Origin of the sequence: uncultured Duncaniella sp. (assembly GCF_910578445.1) — a bacterium.
Taxonomy (GTDB): Bacteria; Bacteroidota; Bacteroidia; order Bacteroidales; family Muribaculaceae; genus Duncaniella.
The window spans coordinates 1-19,844 of the sequence record NZ_CAJTQC010000019.1; the positions used below are offsets into that span (position 1 = coordinate 1).

Here is a 19,844-nt window from a genome sequence, read left to right on the forward strand (position 1 = left end):
AGGCTGATGCCTCTGCACGTTGAGTAGCACTCAAAAATTATTTAGGACAATATTGGATTTAGAGAGTAAATTTTAATATTTAAAATAAACAGGTTTATAAAATAAACCGTGCTTGGAAAAATAAAAGAGTAAACTCGCGCGATGTCACTCTTTATAAATTTCACACTGCAAAAATAAATCAGTTTATTTTATAAACCAAATTTTTCAAGGATTATTTTTATTATCGCTCATATTTTTTAGAATCAAATCCACAATAAAGCAATGAAAATGACCACTACACCATTAACACCGGTGCAGTGGCCATACGATTGATTGACGTAACTAATGAGTATTTATTTTCTATCAGTCTTTTTTAAAAGGAGGAGGAGTAGGAATCGGTTTGTCATCTCCGTCTTTGTCAGTTTCATTATCCGGATTCTTGGATTCAGGCGAAACTTCAACCACAGTCTCCGTAACGTCGACTACCTCGGCTGTCAACTCTGAAGACTCATCTGATTTCTCATTATCCTTCTTCTCCTTTTCTTTTTCAGCTTCTTCAAGAGCGCGTTTTGCATCACGCTCCGCCTGTAGCTTCATGATTTCTTCAGTGCGCGACTTCCACTGACGCTTTCCGAAGATGTTGACAAGATCCTCGGCATACATCACCTCCTTCGTCAGAAGAGTCTCGGAAAGTTTGGCGTGACCCTCTTTGTGCTCGCGAAGAATCTGTTTAGCACGCTCATACTGCTCGTTTATAATACGCGACACCTCGTCATCAATCTGCTTAGCGCGCTCACCGCCATAGGGCTTCGAGAATCCATACGACTGACCTGTAGAATCATAGTAGCACACATTTGGAATCTTTTCGCTCATGCCATAGTAGACCACTATAGCATATGCCATCTTGGTGACTTTCTCAAGGTCGTTGAGAGCGCCGGTGGAAACCTGTCCCAAAGTCAGCTCCTCGGCCGCACGGCCGCCGAGAGTCATACACATCTGGTCGAGAAGAGCCTGAAGCGGAGTAATCTGCCGCTCCTCGGGCATATACCATGCAGCGCCCAATGCCATGCCGCGAGGCACGATTGACACCTTGACCATTTCATTGGAGTATTCAAGGAACCACGACACTGTGGCATGGCCCGCCTCATGGATAGCGATAGCCTGCTTCTCGTCAGCCGAAATAATCTTGGAGCTATGTTCAAGACCTCCGATTATGCGGTCAATCGCAGCCATAAAGCTCTCACGGTCAACAGCCGTCTTATTATTACGGGCTGCGATAAGCGCAGCTTCGTTACATACGTTCGCAATGTCAGCGCCACAGAAGCCTGCTGTCTGGCGAGCCATAAGGTCGACATCGACCGACTCATCAGTCTTGATGTTGCGAAGATGCACCTTGAACACTTCTATGCGGTCTTTAAGCTCAGGAAGGTCGACATTAATCTGACGGTCAAAACGTCCGGCACGAAGAAGAGCCTTGTCAAGAATATCGGCACGGTTGGTCGCCGCGAGGATAATCACACCGCTATTAGTCCCGAAGCCGTCCATTTCGGTGAGAAGCTGGTTGAGCGTATTTTCGCGCTCGTCGTTAGCGCCCATATTGGGATTCTTTCCACGCGCACGACCGACGGCATCGATTTCGTCGATAAACACAATGCAGGGAGCTTTCTCCTTAGCCTGACGGAAAAGGTCGCGGACACGCGAAGCACCGACACCCACAAACATTTCGACAAAGTCAGAACCCGACATCGAGAAGAACGGCACATTGGCCTCGCCTGCCACAGCCTTGGCAAGAAGAGTCTTACCTGTTCCCGGAGGGCCTACGAGCAGAGCGCCTTTAGGAATCTTCGCACCAAGATCGGTGTAACGCTGCGGATTACGAAGGAACTCCACAATCTCACGGATTTCGGTCTTGGCCTCTGTCAATCCGGCAACATCCTTGAATGTGACATCTGTGCCCTCACCCTTATCAAAAACCTTGGGTTTGGATTTGCCAACATTAAAAACGCCACCGGGGCCTCCGCCACTCGCGCCTCCCGACATCCGGCGCATCATGATGAACCAGAATGCCACCAGAAGAACTATAGGACCGAATGTCCATAAGAGAGTCGAATAATCCGAAGCCTTCTCATATTTCACATGTCCGTTATATATACCCTTTTCAGCCCACATGTCAATCTTGTCCTGAAGACGGTCGGCAGAGGGAATATCTGTCACGATACGTGCAATCTTGCCCTTTCCGCTCTGATATTGGCTTTCAGGGAAAATGGCACTCGCGAGAGAATCAGACAGAACTGCTTCCGCACGGTTGGTATTGGTATAGACGGTCATGTCTCCAACACCACCGTTAGTCACATATTCTTCAAATTTTGTAAAACTTACATCTTTAGTTATCGAATTGTCATCGATATAGAGCATGCCAAGAAGAAACACTATTATTATAGCGTAGGCCCAATACATGCTAAACTTTATCCCTATCGGCTTTTTAGGCTTAGGGTTGTTGTTGGGAGGAGTCTGTGAACTCATAATGTGTCAATGCTTGCAATTGTTAGGATAAAATAGCTGTACGGACAATCAGTCTTCGTCCGGATAGTCCGTAATCCGTGCGTCACTCCACAGGTCTTCGAGATCATAGAGACTGCGTGTCTCAGGAAGAAAGACGTGCACGAGTGTATCGCCATAGTCTATGACTATCCATTGCGAATTTCCATAGCCGTCGTAATTATATGGTTTGATATGCTCTTTTTCGAGCAAATATTCTCTGACGCTGTCAGCCACGGCAGCTACATGCTGAGTAGATGTGCCCTCACATATTATAAACCTGCGCGCTGCAGCGGTATCGATTTCACTCATATCCACTGTCGTGATCTTGCGGCCTTTGCGCTCGCGGATTCCCTCGATGACGAGAGGAAGTATGTCAATTGTTTTTTCTGTCATGAATTTTGCTTCGATAGACGTTGAAACTTTTAAATTATCTGAATCTAAATTATGTGATAAATTAGACACAAAGGTAATCATTTTCCTTGAATTATCATGAACTGATTAAAAATCGTGTCAGCGTTATACTCTTAACAATTGTTATACACATTTAGTTTTACATGCCGGCCTAAACCATCTGAAAATACCCGGCGCAAAAGATTGGTAAAAATATGTTAAATCAGATTGCATCGCTTGCACATTTAAATAAAACTGCCTACCTTTGCACTGTCGAAATGAGAGACATCACGACAAGTCAATCTTCAAACCGACATAACCAACCGGCCCATTCGTCTAACGGTTAGGACGCAAGTTTCTCACACTTGAAATAGCAGTTCGATTCTGCTATGGGCTACAAGAAAAACAAACGGCTCTCTCACCAAGAAAGAGTCGTTTTTATTTTTCATAAAATTTAAATTTCCTATTTGGAAAATTAAACGAAATACATTAATTTTGTGTTGTAAAATTGAGAGTAAATAAAATCCCGCGCCGGAGCACGATTGGGAAACTCATCAATTATTTTTGAAATACCGAGACAAGCTTCGCCGCCCAATGGCGGGCCTCAGTCCTCTTCGGAGGAAGGCATAACTGCCCGGAGGATTACAAAGGACGGCAAGCACTCAAATCCTGTCATTCGGAGTTTCATCATCTTCCTCCGGCGCTTCTCATAAGCTGACATCCGTTCACTGCGGATGTCAGCTAATTTTTATACCCTACCCCATCATTTCACCGAAGCTGAAGCGACACAATATAGATACAAGCATCCCCTGGCTGTCATTCACAACCGGGGGGATGCCGTATGGCGCTCTCCGCCAACAAAAAAGAAAGCGGAGTGCAAAGACTTAATATCTATTAATATTTACGACGCTTCTGCTCGTAAACAAGGGTAAGTGAGGGCTGGTCGCATACTTCAACCGGACCGAAGTACTGGATAGGACCGGGATATACGTAACAGGTCTCACGCTTCCACTGGTCACGCTCCTTTGCAAACTTGAGGAACGGTGCACCGTCAAGCTCGACAAGCGCCTTGCGGATCACAGGCTTCATCTCTCCGTGACGACGTTCCATGTTCATCATCATAGTGATAGGTATACCGCCGGCAATCCAGTTGACAGGAGCGAAAGTCAGATTGCGAAGGCTTGACATGTAGCCGGTCTTGCCAGCCGCGATAAGGCATGCTGCTGTATAGCCAAGCGCATAGCAATAGTTGGCATCAAAGTTCGACGGGTCTGCGCAACGGCCTTCATAACCGAAGAAGTGGTGCATTGTTGCATACTTTCCTTTGTACTTACCTTCCGCAGCGAGCTGTTCAAGACGCTTGCCCACCATTTCAGAGAGAAGCTTTTCTGTTTCAATAAGCGAAACCTGCACATTTCCGTGGGGGTCGCGGTCAAGTGTAAGCTGACGGGCAACGCCGGCCGGAAGCGAAGCATAGGTCTTCGCGTTCTCTTCGCTCAGCTGGGCGACAACCCACTCACGCTGTTTTTCAGGATCAATCGCTGCAAATTCACCAGCCTTAGCAGCGAGAAGGTCGTTGAGTTCAGCGATAAGCGCCTTGACAGCAGGGATAAATTCAATGAGGCCCTCAGGAATAAGCACAACACCATAATTGTTTCCATCGTTAGCACAAGCAACAACTGACTCAGCGATGTCATCGACAACCTGAGCAAGAGTCATGTTCTTTGCCTCGACCTCCTCAGACACTATACAAACATTAGGCTGGCACTGCAGGGCACACTCGAGAGCGATGTGTGACGCAGAACGGCCCATGAGCTTGATGAAATGCCAATATTTCTTAGCCGAGTTACAGTCACGCTGGATATTTCCGATAACTTCAGAATAAACCTTAGTCGCAGTATCAAAACCGAAAGAAGTTTCAATCACATCATTCTTAAGGTCTCCGTCGATAGTCTTAGGCACACCAATCACCTGCACGCCTGCGCCAATAGCCTTGTAATATTCAGCAAGGATAGCAGCATTAGTGTTTGAGTCGTCGCCTCCGATTATCACGAGAGCCTTGATGTCAAGCTCGCGGAGAATCTCAAGACCCTTGTCGAACTGTTCTTTTGTCTCAAGCTTCGTTCTGCCGGAACCTATGATGTCAAAACCGCCGGTGTTGCGATATTCATCAATAATATCAGCTGTGAGCTCCTTATATTTATGGTCAACAAGACCACCGGGGCCCATGAGGAAGCCATATAGACGGCTCTTGCGGTTGATACTCTTTATACCATCGAAAAGACCGCTGATGACATTGTGTCCGCCGGGGGCCTGACCTCCGGAGAGAATCACGCCTACATTAATCGGCTCGGCCGACTCAGTTGCAGGAACTTTTTCAAAACGGATTTCAGGAAGGCCATATGTATTCGGGAAAAGATTCTTAATATCTTCCTGATCACCGGCCGACTGAGTCGGCTGACCTTCTACAACTTTTACTCCACCGGTAAGAACGATTGGAAGTTGGGGCTTGTAAGCCGCACGGGCTTGCTGCAAAGCACTTTTTTTCATTTGAGAGTTATTAGAATTTACTTGATTTTTATCATTTTGCAAGAAGGAGAGGCCATTTTGAATGCAAAAAGCAATCAAAACCTATGATTAAGGTCTTAACATACGCAAAGGTCGCAAATATTTCGCAAAAAATCAAGAAATTGAGCACCTCAAAATTATCAATACTCAATATCACGCACAGCAGTGTTAAAATACGCAAAATATTGTAAATTACACACCGTTGCCATATATGTGCAATTCATTATTTATTACGTATTTAGGTCGCCAATACACACTCATCGTTTTAACACTTACATCAACAAGCCTTCTAAATTGCCAATAACATAGACCAATCGTAAAGAAATTCCGAGGAGAATATAGTTAAGATGTGTTAATTATTGTATTCAAACCACCATAATTCACCGTTTTCATTAACATTTTAAACTTTCATGCAAAATTATGTTACATTCTCTTTCGAAATCTTTTAAACAGGCCAAAACACCATATCTCAACATTTTGCGATTTTGAAAAAAAGGATTTCTTGAGTAATTTTGCAATGTGAAATTAAAATCAATCACAGTTTTTCACATAATCTTAATTTAAAAATTATCAACACTGACTCATGAAGAGGTCAATAACCATATCTATAGTATCACTTTTAATGAGTTGCGGCGCGGCCCTTACAGCCAAAGCAGACAACCCGACCCCATATAAATTACCCACAGCCCATACAACTGCGGTTGAAGCAAGCTCCTCTATAATGGAAAGCAGCTTCGAAACCGTCAGAGCATTTTCCCCTTTTGCCGCTGAAGAATCAGTGGAGCAAGCTTCCGGCACAGACAACGGCGAACTCATCAACCAGCTTAAAGATTTCGCCTCGAAATACCTCGGAACCCGTTATCGCCGTGGCAGTGCAGGCCCAAAGGCATTTGACTGCTCAGGATTCATCGGTTTTGTATTCAAAAACTTCGGCTTCAACCTCAGTCGCTCTTCAAGCACCCAGTATCACGAAGGAGAGAAAGTTGAGACAGGAGACCTCCGCCCCGGCGATCTCATGTTTTTCTCAGGCAGAGGAGGCGGCCGTTCCCGAGTGGGCCATGTAGCCATGGTGGTCGACGTAAACCCCGACGGCTCATGCGTATTTATCCACGCATCTACCTCTCAAGGTGTTGTATATCAGAAATTCCCCGACGGGGGTTATTACTCCAAACGCTATATCGGAGCAAAACGCATCATTCCGGCTGATGCCAAGGCATGATTAAGGAATGAAAAAACAAACGAATATACAATTTTCAGACATCAGACATAGATAGAAAGTAAAACTCACGACACCGCGACGGTATCGTGAGTTTTTTATTTTTGTAATGACTATGCCGATAATTAATCCAAACGATGGATAATCAGGCCTGAGCGGAGCTTCGGCTCAAACCAAGTAGTTTTCGGAGGCATGATATTACCTGAATCAGCAATATCCATGAGCTGTTTCATCGACACAGGATAAAGAGCGAGAGCCATTGCCATCTCTCCTGAATCGACACGGCGCTTGAGTTCGCCAAGACCACGGATGCCACCGACAAAATCAATACGCTTGTCGCTGCGAAGATCTGTTATGCCAAGGATATCGCGCAGGATAAGATCGCTCGATATAGTCACATCAAGCACACCGATAGGATCATCATCATTATAAGTTCCCTCTTTTGCTGTGAGCGAATACCACACTCCGCCAAGATAAAGCGAGAAGTTATGGAGTGAAGCGGGACGGTATTCATCAGCTCCCATTTCTTCAACCACAAAATGCTCGCCAAGGCGGCCGATGAATTCTTCAGGTGAAAGCCCATTAAGATCCTTGACCACACGGTTGTAGTCAATAATATTAAGATGTGAAGCCGGGAAAGCAACTGCAAGGAAGTAGTTGTATTCCTCATCGCCTGTATGTGCGGGATTTGCAAGCGCCTTTTCATGTCCGACAAGAGCGGCCGCAGCCGAGCGATGGTGACCGTCGGCAATGTAGAGATATGGGATTTTTGCGAATTCCTCGGTTATGGTCGCAATCATCTCCTCATCGTCAATCACCCAAAAGTGATGCCCGAAACCGTCGGGAGCAGTGAAATCATACTCAGGTTCTCCTGCAGTTACGACGTCGATCACTTTCTGAAGCGCATCGTTGTCGGGGAAAGCGAAGAACACAGGTTCGATATTGGCATTATTGATACGGACATGCTTCATGCGGTCCTCTTCCTTATCCCTACGGGTAAGCTCATGCTTTTTAATGCGACCCTCCATATAGTCAGCCACATTGGCAGCGACAACGATGCCATATTGAGTGCGGCCATTCATAGTCTGAGCGTAGATATAATAATGCTCGCTATCATCCTGCACAAGCCATCCGTTTCCACAGAAAGCATTGAAATTTTCGACTGCCTTGTCGTAGACTTCCGGAGCGTGCTCATCAGTACCCGGAGCAAAATCAATCTCAGGCTTTATTATGTGATAGAGCGAACGAGGATTGCCTTCGGCTTCCTTACGGGCTTCCTCAGAGTTAAGCACATCATAGGGACGCGATGCCACTTCAGTGACCATTTCGCGCGGAGGGCGAATGCCCTTGAACGGTTTTACTTTTGCCATGGTTTCAGAGGTTAACTTGATTAAGGTATGGAAAAATAGAGCCAGACTCATCGCGAAACCGTCCTGCGACAGCCCGCGACGGTCATGGCTTCCATTGTCAATAAAATTTATCGCTTAAGCTTTCTTCTCGCGTACGATAGTCTGCTTGCGGTCAGGACCGATTGAAACAATCGTAATCGGAGTGGCAAGTTCTTTTTCGAGGAAATCGATATAATTCTTAAAGTTCTGCGGGAACTCATCCTCGCTTTGCATCTTTGTCATGTCGGTCTTCCATCCGGGAAGAGTGGCATAGACAGGCTCGATGTCCTCCTCGATGGAGAATGGGAATTGATTAGTCTCAACACCATTGATTTTATATGCCACACAGGCCTTTATTTCATCAAAATCATCGAGGACATCGCTCTTCATCATGATAAGCTGTGTCACACCGTTGAGCATAATCGCATAGCGGAGAGCCACGAGGTCAATCCAGCCACAACGGCGCTCACGACCTGTAACAGCACCATATTCATGACCGAGATCACGGATGCGCTTACCGGTAGCGTCAAAAAGCTCTGTCGGGAACGGACCGCTGCCGACACGGGTACAATAAGCCTTGAAAATGCCAAACACCTCACCTATCTTATTGGGAGCGACACCAAGTCCGGAACATGCACCAGCGCTGATGGTATTGGACGAAGTCACAAATGGATACGAGCCAAAATCGATGTCGAGCAGAGTTCCCTGCGCACCTTCGCAAAGCACGCTCTTTCCTTCCGAAAGAAGGCTGTTGATGAGAAACTCCGAATCAACGATTCCGAAGCCCTTTATATACTCAATCGCATCCATCCACTTCTCTTCAAGCTCGTTAAGGTTCTCGGGAGTAGAACCCAAGGCCTCAAGCTGACTGAGATGGCGCTGACGGAGCGCTGAATATTTTTCTTTGAAATTATGGAACACATCGCCAAGACGCAGACCATTACGCGAGATTTTATCTGTGTAAGTAGGGCCGATACCCTTACCTGTAGTGCCGATTTTCTTTCCGCCTTTAGCCTTTTCATTGGCAGCATCAAGCAGGCGGTGAGTCGGCGCAATCAGATGGACTTTCTTGGAAATCTTAAGGATCGAACGGAGGTTAACCCCACTCTTTTCCAATTCCTCGGCCTCCTGCTTGAACAGGACAGGATCAAGCACAACGCCATTGCCGATGATATTTATCTGGCCATGCTGAAAAATGCCTGACGGAATTGAGCGGAGGACATATTTCTTATCCTCGAACTCCAGCGTATGGCCGGCGTTAGGACCACCTTGGAAGCGGGCCACCGCATCGTAACGCGGAGTGAGTACATCCACAACCTTACCTTTTCCTTCGTCTCCCCACTGGAGACCCAGAAGCACATCAACTTTCATTTTACGTGATATATATAAATTTATTATTGCATTTAATTTTCAAGTGTTACTCTGCACCGTAATCTCGATTACTTCCTGACGCGTCCTCCGCCACGACACCGCGAACAGAGGCCATGGATGTAAAGGTCAAATCCGGTCATGACAAACGACGGATAGCGACGCAATTTCAGATACCTGACAAGCTCCGCATCTCTCAGCTCTCGCGAACGTCCGCATCGAGAGCACACCAATGTCAGATGCTCGTCCTCTCGCGAAGCACATTCGTAGATTTCGACACCATCCTCCGACCTGCGTCGCCTGACAATCCCTGCGGCGTCAAACAGCTTAAGGCTGTTGTAGACCGTTCCTTGACTCAGTCTGAAGTCGCCGCCGAGAAGAGCATCAAGCAATTGCGCGGGTGAGAAACTGCCTTTCATCTCCACGACTTTTCCAAGAATCATCAAGCGCTCAGGGGTGCAACGCAGACGATGCTGTGACAGATAGTGCCGCAGCCGTTCTTCGGCATCACTTTTTCGCTTTTCATCGTTCATCAATTGACAAAATTACAAAGCAAGCGCCTAATATCCAAATTTTCGTTAAAGTAAATTTCAATGCTGACCGCGGAGGGTTTCAAGACCTTTTTTTCATTACCGAGTCTCGCATGCCCAGACTCCGGACAACGCCAATAGCCTCGATTCAGCCTATAATCCCTCGCGCAGTAAGAATCCGATAGACCAGATCTTTCAGCAGGTCATATTCATTCTGGCGCGAACCTATACCCTTGCTGCGAGCGTCAAATTCGCGTATAGCAGATATGATTTCAATCGTCTGCCTGACATTGTAATTACGCGCGGCAACTTCATAGACACGCAATCCCCAAGCATTACGCATGCCAAGCGCATCCATATAGCCACTCTGTGATTTATCGCGAGTGTAGTGATAAATCAGCAGGTTTGAAAACTGATTGAACAGCGAAGACACCGTCATCACCGTCGGATTATTTTTAGGATTGTTTCTGAAATACTCTACAATCGCAAAAGCCTTAGCCGGATTGCGGCTCACAATGGCGTCGACCAATTCAAAATTATTATAGTCTTTCGACACCCCTATGTTCCGCTCGATAGCCTCAGGCGTGACCATTGCCCCCGGGCCGAGAATCAATGCAAGCTTTCCTATTTCATTATACAGGCGTGACAGGTCTGCTCCGATGTAGTCCCTAAGCATAGCCAGCGCCTTCGGATCGACATTAAGGCCCTTTTCCTTAATCAGATCGTTAATCACAGGCACAACATTGCGTTCGCTCAGGCGCTTTGATTCGAAAATGACACCGTTCTTTTTCACTGCGGCGAGCAATTCCTTGCCCTTAGCCTGCGCGCCACGGCATGAAATCACAAGGACTGTCGTTTCATTCGGCCGCTCTACATAGCTATGGAGCTTATTCAACTGATCGGCGCGCACAGCCTGAGCCTCTTTAACAATCACAACCTGCCGCTGAGCCATCATAGGATAACGATGACACACATCCATCACCGTCTCGACTCCGGATTCGGGAGCATACAGAACATACAGATTGAAGTCGCGCTCCTCTTCCGGGACAAGTGCCTCAAAGTCTTTCACAAGTTCATCAATGTAATATCCCTCCTCTCCGTGAAGAAGATAGACAGGCGCAAGCTTGACACGCGCTGCAAGCTGACGTTTTAATTCCGAGAATGTAGGATTCGACGAGGCCATTACTGATGGGTATGTTTATGGTTTCAGAGTGTAAATTTACATATTTTTAGCGAATTTTGCTAACTTTGCCGAAAATCACCGTCTATATGCACCACATCCAGAACGACGACAATGCAATCTGCCCGCTGAATCTTCCTCCCGGCAACGTGAGATTACGTTCCTCCACCCGTGGCAATGAAATTTATGATCCGCTGAGAAAAAAATGGCTGTTGCTTACACCTGAAGAATGGGTCAGACAGCATTTCACCTCTTATCTCCGGACAGACCTGTCATATCCGGCATCTCTAATGGCCAACGAAATCGCAATCAAACTCAACAACACATCGAAACGTTGCGACACCGTGGTATACGACAGACACGGACAGCCGATAATGATTATCGAGTACAAAGCGCCTTCGATAACCCTCACGCAAGATGTGTTCAACCAAATCGCCCGTTACAGTCTGGCATTAAAAGTAAAATACCTTATCGTAAGCAATGGGCTACGCCATTACTGCTGCGCACTCGACAGCGAGACCCGACGCTACCGATTCCTTCAGGAAATCCCATGTTATAGCGATTTATGCGATTAGACATTTGCGATTCGCGTCACACGCAATCTTGGGTTCATACAGAAAACAACGACAAGAGCGTATGTGGATGACCACATACGCTCTTGTCATTTAATCTTTATACGGAAAGCAGTTCGGTTTCAAGCTGGGCTATATCCTCACTGAGTTTCTTTTCAATCGGAAGGCGCTCATCAATCAGACGACAAGCATAGAGAACCGTAGCATGCGTACGTCCGAGACGTGTTCCTATTGCCTTTAGCGGCATCTTGGTGTGCTTCTTGGCAAGATACATCACCATCTGGCGCGCATCGGAAATCTCGCGTTTACGTGATTTCGTGAAAATCTGGTCAACTTCTATGTTGTAGAAATCGCTCACTGTCCGTGCGATGCTTTCAAAATTGGCAGTACGCTTGCTGAGTTTAACCGAATTGGAAAGTACACGGCGCGCAAGGTCGACAGTAATTTCTTCGCCAAGGCATGTCGCATGCGCCATAAGTGAAACCACAACGCCTTCGATTTCACGAATGCTCTGGGTAACGTTAGACGCAATGAAATCCATCACATCTTTGGGAAGCTTCACTCCGTCGCGCAAAGACTTCTGGAAGAGGACATCGCGACGCAATTCAATATCAGGACGCTCGAGCTGAGCGGTCATACCCCATTTGAATCGCGAAAGCAGACGATCCTGCATGCCCTCCATCTGGGAAGGGCTGCAATCGCTCGACATGATGAGCTGGCGGTTATTCTGACGCAGGTGGTTGAAAATGTGATAGAATGTCTTCTGCGTGGATTCCTTGCCGATGAAATCCTGAATATCATCAATTATCAGCGTGTCGATACTCTGATAGAAGTTAATGAATTCATTAAGCTTTCCGCGCATGACAGCGGCCGTGTACTGGCTCTCAAACAAGCGGGCGGTAAGATAAAGCACACGCGCACGCGGATTGCGCTCCTTGATGCGGATGCCTATCGCCTGAATCAGATGTGTCTTACCCACACCGCAAGGACCGAAAACAAAGAGCGGGTTAAAAGTCTTAAGCTTCGGATCGTTTGCAATAGCCTCACCGATAGACTGTGCGACCTTATTGCTATGGCTTATGCAATAATTCTCAAACGTATAGTCAGGATTAAGCTGCGAGTCAATATCCTCGACAATCTGCTCCTTGAACGGATTTGATGTCGCGCCGGGCATCGGCTTCACAGCATTGCTCGGATGAGCGCTGCCGACTTCTATCTGTGTGCTGGGATCATTTGCAACTACCGGAAATTCATATATGAGACGAATGTTTGAACCGAACACGCGCTTAAGGGTCTTGCCAAGCACATTGATATATCTTTCTTCAAGCTGCTCAGCAAAATATTCTGTAGGACAATAAATAGTAAGCACATCATTTTCAACCCGACGGAATGTCAGCGGGCTGAACCATGATTTAAATTGTTCGGCAGGGACAATATCTCGAATGATTTCGAGACACTTGTCCCATTTCTGGGAGTATTCGTTTTGCATCGGTCAGTTGGGTAGCTAATCTTCAACAAGCAAGAGTTAGACGGACCGCGTACCTATTTGCACGAAAAGGGTTCTTGAATTTCCGCCTGATGTAGGGATATCTACATTCAATTTTCAATGCAAATTTCTTAAAAACATTTTTGAAAATCAAGCACTTTTTTATTTGGAAGTTATAAACAATTTACACATCGCTGAATTTCAGCATATTAGTACGCAAGATTCAAAATACTTAAAGTTTTACTTTAATCAAAACGAGTTATAACGCAATATTACAACATCTTATACAACAATAGCAGTCTGTCGTCTCCTTATATTTAATTAAAGAATCTGACTCTAATCTCCCTGAAAATCCGAGCTATGTATATCGGACGCTTCTATTTCCACAAGGCAATATTATTTATAACCATTTTAAATAAGTATATTTTCCATTTACATTACATCATAAATCATTCTTGATTACAAAAGTGTAATTACGCCCCGACTCCACGCCTAAAGCCCGAGCCGAAAAATATTGTTCAGAGTGACATCGCGTACATAAGTTCTTCGCAAATGGCGTGATATTACAATCCTTTATCCCCTCCTGCTTCAGCATCAAAGCAACATAGCGTGGTAAATCGACATGAGGCCGACGCCCGTCATCATATCTCACAACACATTCGTCAGGGAACTTCTCGGCCACCTCCTCGCCGACTTCAAAACAGTCCACGCATATTGACGGGCCTATATATGCCATAATCCTGTCAGGGACTGCTCCGGTTTCCATCATCCGGCTGACACCTTCCCTGACAATTCCACCGACCGCCCCACACCATCCGGCATGTAGCGCGGCAACCACTCCGGCAATCTCATCCACAAGAATAACCGGCACACAATCGGCAGTCGAGACACCGATTACCACCTTATTTAATATAGAGACCACTCCATCCACCCCTTCGAGCGTCGCGTCGTCTGGAGGAAAAGAGTCGATGACGGCCACATTCACCGAATGAGTCTGCCGTGGCACAATAATCCGATCGGCATCAACTCCGAGAGCCTCGGCCAGATTGCGTCGACAGTCAGCCACATGCGAAACGCTGTCGCCGGTGTAATGACAGATGTTAAAACCACCGTATGCCGAAGATCCGCAGCCTGCCCCTCGCGATGTGAACATTATTTTATATGCACCACGGTCTGCAATGACATTCAGCCATGAGTGATTGCTATTACACACAACCGGCACTCCTCTCTCTGTAAATTCTGATGGTGTCATCTTTTATCAACAAGAATTTTGCTATCTGTAGCTTTTATTATACTTTTGCGCCGAATTTCTCGAAACCGACGAGATTCAATTGTTTTTCAGCCTTGCAAAATTAATTCAAATTTTCGGTATTAACCATACTACATATCAATGAACAAGGATTTCAAGCTAAAAGGGCATCTTGCAATGCTTGGCGCAAACACCACATGGGGCATGATGGCTCCGATTGCAAAGATAGTAATGACCGCCGGAGTCATATCTCCATTACTACTGACCAACTTCCGTATATTAGGAGCAGCCATCCTTTTCTGGACAGCATCAATATTCACAAAATATGAGCATGTTCCGCTGCGCGACCTTTTGCGTATGGCCGGCGCGGGAATGCTGGGAATTGTATTCAATCAGGGAAGCTACATCACCGGCATAGGATTCACCTCGCCCGGTGAAGCGTCAATCATAACCACCACCATGCCTATATGGGTAATGCTGCTTGCCGCCGTGATACTTAAAGAGCCTATCACTTGGAAAAAAGCCGGAGGAATCGCACTCGGAGCATCGGGAGCGCTACTGCTCGTGTTTGGCGGAGCGCAGTCCGCAATGAAGGGAGACAATCCAATGCTCGGCGACCTGCTCGTACTCACCGCACAGCTGAGCTACGCGCTTTATCTGACTTTCTATAAGAATTTTATAAAAAAATATTCCGTATTCACACTGATGAAATGGATGTTCACTTTCGCAAGCATAGTGATACTCCCCATCTCAATCAAAGAATGGATATCGACAGACTGGAGCGCGGTTTCACACACTGAAATAGCAGGGATTGCCTACGTGGTTGTCATCGCAACATTCCTCGCATACATACTCACTATGATCGGACAAAAAAATCTGCGTCCCACATTGGTCGGAATGTACAATTACGTCCAGCCGATAATCGCGTCGCTCATCGGAGTCTACCTTGGCCTCGACCGCTTCACCCCGGTCAAGGTAGTAGCTGTCGCGCTCATTTTCTCGGGAGTATACCTCGTGACCATCAGCAAAGCTGCCAAACCTCACCCCGAAACCGCTTCTTAAACAAGTGGGAGTTAAAAAGCGTGGCAAGCAAACAGCAGACATAAACCGGCACGCCTGCTCTACGATTTGGAATTCCGTTTCTTAATTGCCGTGGGGGTGCGGTTAACGACGGAAAGCAATCGGCAGAATGCAATAGACCGGGACCGGTGTCTCGTCAATCATGCCGGCATCCCACGCAGGCATCTTTGTGAGAATCCTGACCGCCTCACGATTGAGCGACTCCTCCACCCCTTTGATTACGGAGATGTGTGAGATCGTTCCATCCTCATTCACGACAAAACTACACAGGACACGTCCCTCGATGCCATCACGATAGGCCTGCGACGGATAGCGACGCTCCCTGTTGATGAATCGATACATTGCCCCGTCACCCCCGGGAAAACTCGGATGGACATCGACGCTTTCATATTCATAGACATCAATGGACACCTGAGTTTTAGGGGCTTCCGACATTCCGGCATCACGCTGTCTTGCTTGCGCATCAACAGATGAAGCATAGGCCGCGATGAGAGGGAGGAGAATGAATCGTGTCATATTTCTAAGCATAGAATAAGCAAAAATGTAGTGAAGCAAAATTAGCGCACAGACCTTTGAATTGCAACTATTTTGAGATTGATTACAATAGTTTTAGCTTTATTGACATTTTAATTTTGACGCCATCCGCTACGCCATGACAATTATGGCCGCACATATTATAATAATATAGGCCAACGTCCGTTGTATATAAGAATAACTATAGCCATGACCCTATCCCGAATCCTACACACTACTGTTCGCCTGTCATTGCTCTCTGTCGCGTTTGGCACTCTATGTTCCATTGACGCATGGAGTCAGGAATCGTCAACTGCCTATAATTTTTTAAATCTGCCTTCATCCACTCTCACCTACGGTCTTGGCGGAATAAACATCACTGCTATCGAGGATGACATCAACAGTATCGACCAGAACCCCGGTCTCCTCGGCCCGGAAGTAGAGATGCAGCTTGGAGTCAACTACATGCGTTATATCGGCGAAAGCAATTTCGCCGGCGTGAAATTCGGCAGGAGTGCCGGAGAACACGGTGCATGGATGGCAGGAGTGCAATATTTTGGCTACGGAACAATCAAAGGCGCGGATGTCAACGGAGTCCTCACAGGCGACTTTTCACCGAAGGACATGGTGTTGAGCGCCACATATTCCCACGACATAAGCGATCATTGGCGTGGCGGAGCCACGCTCAAATACATATATTCAAGCTATGATTCCTACACGGCGATGGCTATCGCCACCGACCTTGGAGTCAATTATTACGATCCTGAACGCAACCTCTCGTTCTCAGCCGTGATAGCCAATCTCGGAGGGCAGGTAAAACGCTTTGACACCCGCTATGACCGCCTGCCCATAGATGTCCGTCTCGGCATTTCGAAATCATTCGGCACTCTTCCGGTAATATGGTCGGTCACTGCATGGAATCTCACCAAATGGCATCTGCCATTCTACGACAATGGCGACGGCTCGACAGGCACTACACCTGTGATTAAAGATAAATTCGGTTCAAACCTCATGCGCCATCTTGTTTTTGCCGCTGACTTTGTCCCGAGTGAAAAATTCCACATAGGCATCGGCTACAATTACAAGACACGCACCGACATGTCAACCTACAAACGCAGTTTCCTTTCCGGATTCTCAGCATGCGCAGGCCTCAACGTCAGAAATTTCGGTGTCGGAATCGCCCTGTCACAGCCCCACAACGGTGCGACAACAATCATGCTCAACCTTTCAACTAAACTATATGAATTCTGATAAAATCATAATAGCCATTGACGGCTATTCCTCTTCGGGGAAAAGCACTATGGCCCGCAAACTTGCCAAGACAATCGGCTACCGCTACATTGATTCAGGAGCCATGTATCGCGCGGTGACACTCTATGCCATGCGTCACGGATTTATCCGTCCCGACGGAGCGGTCGACACAGAATCGCTCGTCGCTTCGCTTCCATTGATAAACATCGACTTCCGGGTAGACGAAAACGGACAGCAGACAATGCTGAATGGTGAAATCGTTGAAAATGAAATCCGCACGCTCGAAGTATCGAACCACGTGTCACCTGTCGCTGCCATTCCGGCCGTCAGGCATTCGCTCGTCAGGATGCAACGCGAGATGGGACAGACAAAAGGCATAGTCATGGACGGCCGCGACATCGGCACAGTCGTTTTCCCCGACGCGGAAATGAAAGTATTCTGCAACGCCACCCCTGAACGCCGCGCCGAACGCCGCTTCAAGGAACTGACCGCCAAAGGCATATCCGTCACTTATGAAGATGTCCTCGCCAACGTCACTGAGCGCGACCACATTGACATGACACGCGAAGAAAGCCCGCTCCGCTGCGCAGACGATGCCGTCGCGCTCGACAACTCGGCCATGACCATAGACGAACAGAACGACTGGCTGCTCAATCTCTACAACTCAATCACTGCAAAATAGTGGAAACCAAAGCGCCCATAATAGAAATCGACGCCCGCTCAGGGTTCTGTCACGGAGTGGTCACTGCAATCCGCAAGGCCGAAGAAGAACTCGAACGCAGCGACCAGCCGCTATACTGCCTCGGCGACATAGTCCATAACAGCGACGAGGTCGAGCGCCTCGAACGCAAAGGGCTGTCGACAATCACGCATGACGACCTTCGCGAGCTCTCATCGTCGCGAGTGCTTCTCCGTGCCCACGGCGAGCCACCTTCCACCTATTCGCTTGCCCGTGAACGAGACATTGAAATCATTGATGCGACATGCCCGGTCGTCCTGAGGCTTCAGCAGCGCATCAAGGATGCCTACGACAACTCGCGTCCACGCCCGCAGATTGTCATCTACGGCAAAGCCGGCCATGCCGAAGTCAATGGACTTGTCGGGCAGATAAACGGCGAAGCGATTGTTGTCGAAAACATCAGCCAGCTCTGCCGAATCGACTTCTCACGCGACATCGCTTTCTATTCTCAGACTACGATGTCGCTACAGGGATTCGCCGAAATGGTCAGCGAAATAAACCATCGGATAATGCCGGGTGTGAAATTCGAATCGTTCGACACTATCTGCCGTCAGGTTGCCAACCGTGTGGACCATCTGCGCGACTTCGCACGCCGCCACGACGTAATCCTCTTCGTGGCAGGCGCAAAGAGCAGCAATGGCAAAGTGCTTTACAACGAATGCCATAGCGTCAACACTCGCTCTCACCTCGTCTCAAACCCTTCAGACTTCTGCCGTGAATGGCTTGAAGGAGCGGAAAGCATAGGCATATGCGGTGCGACATCCACCCCGCGCTGGCTCATGGAAGATGTGCGCGACACGGTCGCCGCATGTCTGGCAGAGACTGCCGGATAACAATCCAACAGCCAATAGCCTCCACACCATAAACTATTCTACAATCGAATGTATCCACATGGAAAATTTCGTAGCCATCGACGTCGAGACCGCCAATTCAGAGCCGACATCAATTTGTGCCATCGGAGCTGTCAAAGTCATTGATGGATGTATCGTCGACCGTTTTTACGAGCTTGTAAAACCGGAGCCGGAATATTATTTCCGACATTTCACACTTAACATCCACGGAATCGGGCGCAAGGACACAGAAAATGCCAGAGTGTTCAGTGAAGTGTGGCGCGATGTCGACCGCCTTATCGGGAAACTGCCGCTCGTTGCCCACAACAAGGCTTTCGATGAACGCTGCATACGCGCCGCCCATCGTGCTTACGGCATGGACTATCCGTGCTACCCGTTCTTTTGCACTTATCAGACGGCACGCCGCAAATTCCCGAAGACACTCCTGTCATCATATTCCCTACCCTATGTCTGTGAATTCCTCGGCATTCCGTTCAACAATCACCATGACGCACTCGCCGACGCCGAAGGGTGCGCTAAAATCGCAATGACTATCCTATGAGATTTTTCAGGTCCGCTGCTATAGGAATCTTCTCAGTCCTCGCCTTATCATTTTCATCAGCCATCATTTTCACATCGTGCGGTGGAACTGAAAGCCACAGTTCCGCTAAAAAAGTATCGTCTAAAGTCCACGACCGCGAAGCTTACGCACTTGGAGAAAAACATGCGATGAATCTGCTCAAATCAGCACACGATGAAGACAGCGTGCAGGAAGGACTGCTCGACATCCGTGCCAGAATGAGCAACATCGAGTCAAACCTCGGATGCCAGTCGGCTGTCGACTACGAGCGCGGATTCACTGACTACGTTCGAAAAAATTGCGATTCGCTCGCAAGGATTATTTTTTAATCATTTTCGGTAAATTTAACAATAGGCTTTTGCACTTTCAGGTGGAAATTCATAT

Annotated in this window: 18 protein-coding genes and 1 tRNA gene; 9 read left to right on the forward strand and 10 right to left on the reverse strand. The window is 47.4% G+C overall.

The features are described from left to right. Positions 1–342: 342 nt before the first annotated feature. Positions 343–2,502 carry an ATP-dependent zinc metalloprotease FtsH gene (ftsH, locus tag QZ311_RS08435; protein ID WP_297066675.1) on the reverse strand — a complete coding sequence of 720 codons (2,160 nt, stop codon included), beginning with the start codon at positions 2,500–2,502 and terminating at the stop codon, positions 343–345. 48 nt (positions 2,503–2,550) lie between these two features. Further along, entirely contained in the window at positions 2,551–2,913 is a 363-nt protein-coding gene (gene rsfS / locus QZ311_RS08440) for a ribosome silencing factor (protein ID WP_123614506.1), read from the reverse strand. Between the two features lie 322 nt (positions 2,914–3,235). Between rsfS and QZ311_RS08445 the strand changes: the two genes are divergently transcribed. Continuing rightward, a tRNA-Glu gene (locus QZ311_RS08445) sits at positions 3,236–3,307 on the forward strand. Between the two features lie 497 nt (positions 3,308–3,804). On the opposite strand, the gene QZ311_RS08450 is transcribed toward QZ311_RS08445, so the two are convergent. Next, positions 3,805–5,460 (reverse strand): diphosphate--fructose-6-phosphate 1-phosphotransferase, encoded by a 1,656-nt coding sequence (locus tag QZ311_RS08450; protein WP_297066679.1) that lies wholly within the window; start codon positions 5,458–5,460, stop codon positions 3,805–3,807. A gap of 640 nt (positions 5,461–6,100) precedes the next feature. Here QZ311_RS08450 and QZ311_RS08455 point away from each other — a divergent pair. After that, positions 6,101–6,697, forward strand: a complete 597-nt coding sequence (locus QZ311_RS08455) for a C40 family peptidase (RefSeq protein ID WP_297066681.1) — start codon at positions 6,101–6,103, stop codon at positions 6,695–6,697. Between the two features lie 122 nt (positions 6,698–6,819). Here QZ311_RS08455 and QZ311_RS08460 read toward each other — a convergent pair whose 3' ends face one another. From QZ311_RS08460 to holA, 4 genes are all read right to left on the reverse strand, one after another. After that, the gene (locus QZ311_RS08460) at positions 6,820–8,064 is read right to left on the reverse strand and encodes a DUF1015 domain-containing protein (protein ID WP_297066682.1); all 1,245 of its coding nucleotides are present in this window, start codon (positions 8,062–8,064) and stop codon (positions 6,820–6,822) included. Between the two features lie 114 nt (positions 8,065–8,178). Further along, entirely contained in the window at positions 8,179–9,453 is a 1,275-nt protein-coding gene (locus QZ311_RS08465; RefSeq protein WP_297066684.1) for an adenylosuccinate synthase, read from the reverse strand. Positions 9,454–9,521: 68 nt separating this feature from the next. Beyond that, positions 9,522–9,983, reverse strand: coding sequence for a Fur family transcriptional regulator (locus tag QZ311_RS08470; protein WP_297066686.1), 462 nt, complete (start codon positions 9,981–9,983; stop codon positions 9,522–9,524). A 145-nt stretch (positions 9,984–10,128) separates the two neighbouring features. Continuing rightward, positions 10,129–11,163, reverse strand: coding sequence for a DNA polymerase III subunit delta (holA, locus tag QZ311_RS08475; RefSeq protein ID WP_297066688.1), 1,035 nt, complete (start codon positions 11,161–11,163; stop codon positions 10,129–10,131). Between the two features lie 65 nt (positions 11,164–11,228). On the opposite strand from holA, the gene QZ311_RS08480 reads away from it, so the two are divergent. Beyond that, entirely contained in the window at positions 11,229–11,735 is a 507-nt protein-coding gene (locus QZ311_RS08480; RefSeq protein ID WP_297066690.1) for a type I restriction enzyme HsdR N-terminal domain-containing protein, read from the forward strand. A 97-nt stretch (positions 11,736–11,832) separates the two neighbouring features. On the opposite strand, the gene dnaA is transcribed toward QZ311_RS08480, so the two are convergent. Beyond that, complete coding sequence (dnaA, locus tag QZ311_RS08485) at positions 11,833–13,221, reverse strand: chromosomal replication initiator protein DnaA (protein ID WP_297066692.1); 1,389 nt, start codon at positions 13,219–13,221, stop codon at positions 11,833–11,835. A gap of 439 nt (positions 13,222–13,660) precedes the next feature. Next, on the reverse strand, positions 13,661–14,470 hold the full coding sequence (locus QZ311_RS08490) for a polyphenol oxidase family protein (protein WP_297066693.1): 810 nt from the start codon (positions 14,468–14,470) through the stop codon (positions 13,661–13,663). Between the two features lie 138 nt (positions 14,471–14,608). On the opposite strand from QZ311_RS08490, the gene QZ311_RS08495 reads away from it, so the two are divergent. Then, on the forward strand, positions 14,609–15,529 hold the full coding sequence (locus QZ311_RS08495) for a DMT family transporter (RefSeq protein WP_297066695.1): 921 nt from the start codon (positions 14,609–14,611) through the stop codon (positions 15,527–15,529). Between the two features lie 102 nt (positions 15,530–15,631). Here the strand turns inward: QZ311_RS08495 and QZ311_RS08500 are convergent, their stop codons facing one another. Continuing rightward, positions 15,632–16,063, reverse strand: coding sequence for an energy transducer TonB (locus QZ311_RS08500; protein ID WP_297066697.1), 432 nt, complete (start codon positions 16,061–16,063; stop codon positions 15,632–15,634). A gap of 207 nt (positions 16,064–16,270) precedes the next feature. Here QZ311_RS08500 and porQ point away from each other — a divergent pair, with 207 nt between their 5' ends. Genes porQ through QZ311_RS08525 form a run of 5 tightly spaced genes read left to right on the forward strand, consistent with a single transcriptional unit; the run spans position 16,271 to position 19,789 of the window. Then, the gene (porQ, locus tag QZ311_RS08505) at positions 16,271–17,311 is read left to right on the forward strand and encodes a type IX secretion system protein PorQ (RefSeq protein WP_297066699.1); all 1,041 of its coding nucleotides are present in this window, start codon (positions 16,271–16,273) and stop codon (positions 17,309–17,311) included. After that, positions 17,301–17,993 (forward strand): (d)CMP kinase, encoded by a 693-nt coding sequence (gene cmk / locus QZ311_RS08510; RefSeq protein WP_297066700.1) that lies wholly within the window; start codon positions 17,301–17,303, stop codon positions 17,991–17,993. Before porQ ends, cmk begins: the two co-directional genes overlap by 11 nt. Further along, positions 17,993–18,883, forward strand: coding sequence for a 4-hydroxy-3-methylbut-2-enyl diphosphate reductase (locus QZ311_RS08515; protein ID WP_297066702.1), 891 nt, complete (start codon positions 17,993–17,995; stop codon positions 18,881–18,883). Before cmk ends, QZ311_RS08515 begins: the two co-directional genes overlap by 1 nt. A 58-nt stretch (positions 18,884–18,941) precedes the next feature. Then, positions 18,942–19,442 (forward strand): 3'-5' exonuclease, encoded by a 501-nt coding sequence (locus tag QZ311_RS08520; protein ID WP_297066704.1) that lies wholly within the window; start codon positions 18,942–18,944, stop codon positions 19,440–19,442. Beyond that, complete coding sequence (locus QZ311_RS08525) at positions 19,439–19,789, forward strand: hypothetical protein (protein WP_297066706.1); 351 nt, start codon at positions 19,439–19,441, stop codon at positions 19,787–19,789. Before QZ311_RS08520 ends, QZ311_RS08525 begins: the two co-directional genes overlap by 4 nt. The last annotated feature ends 55 nt before the right edge of the window (positions 19,790–19,844 follow it).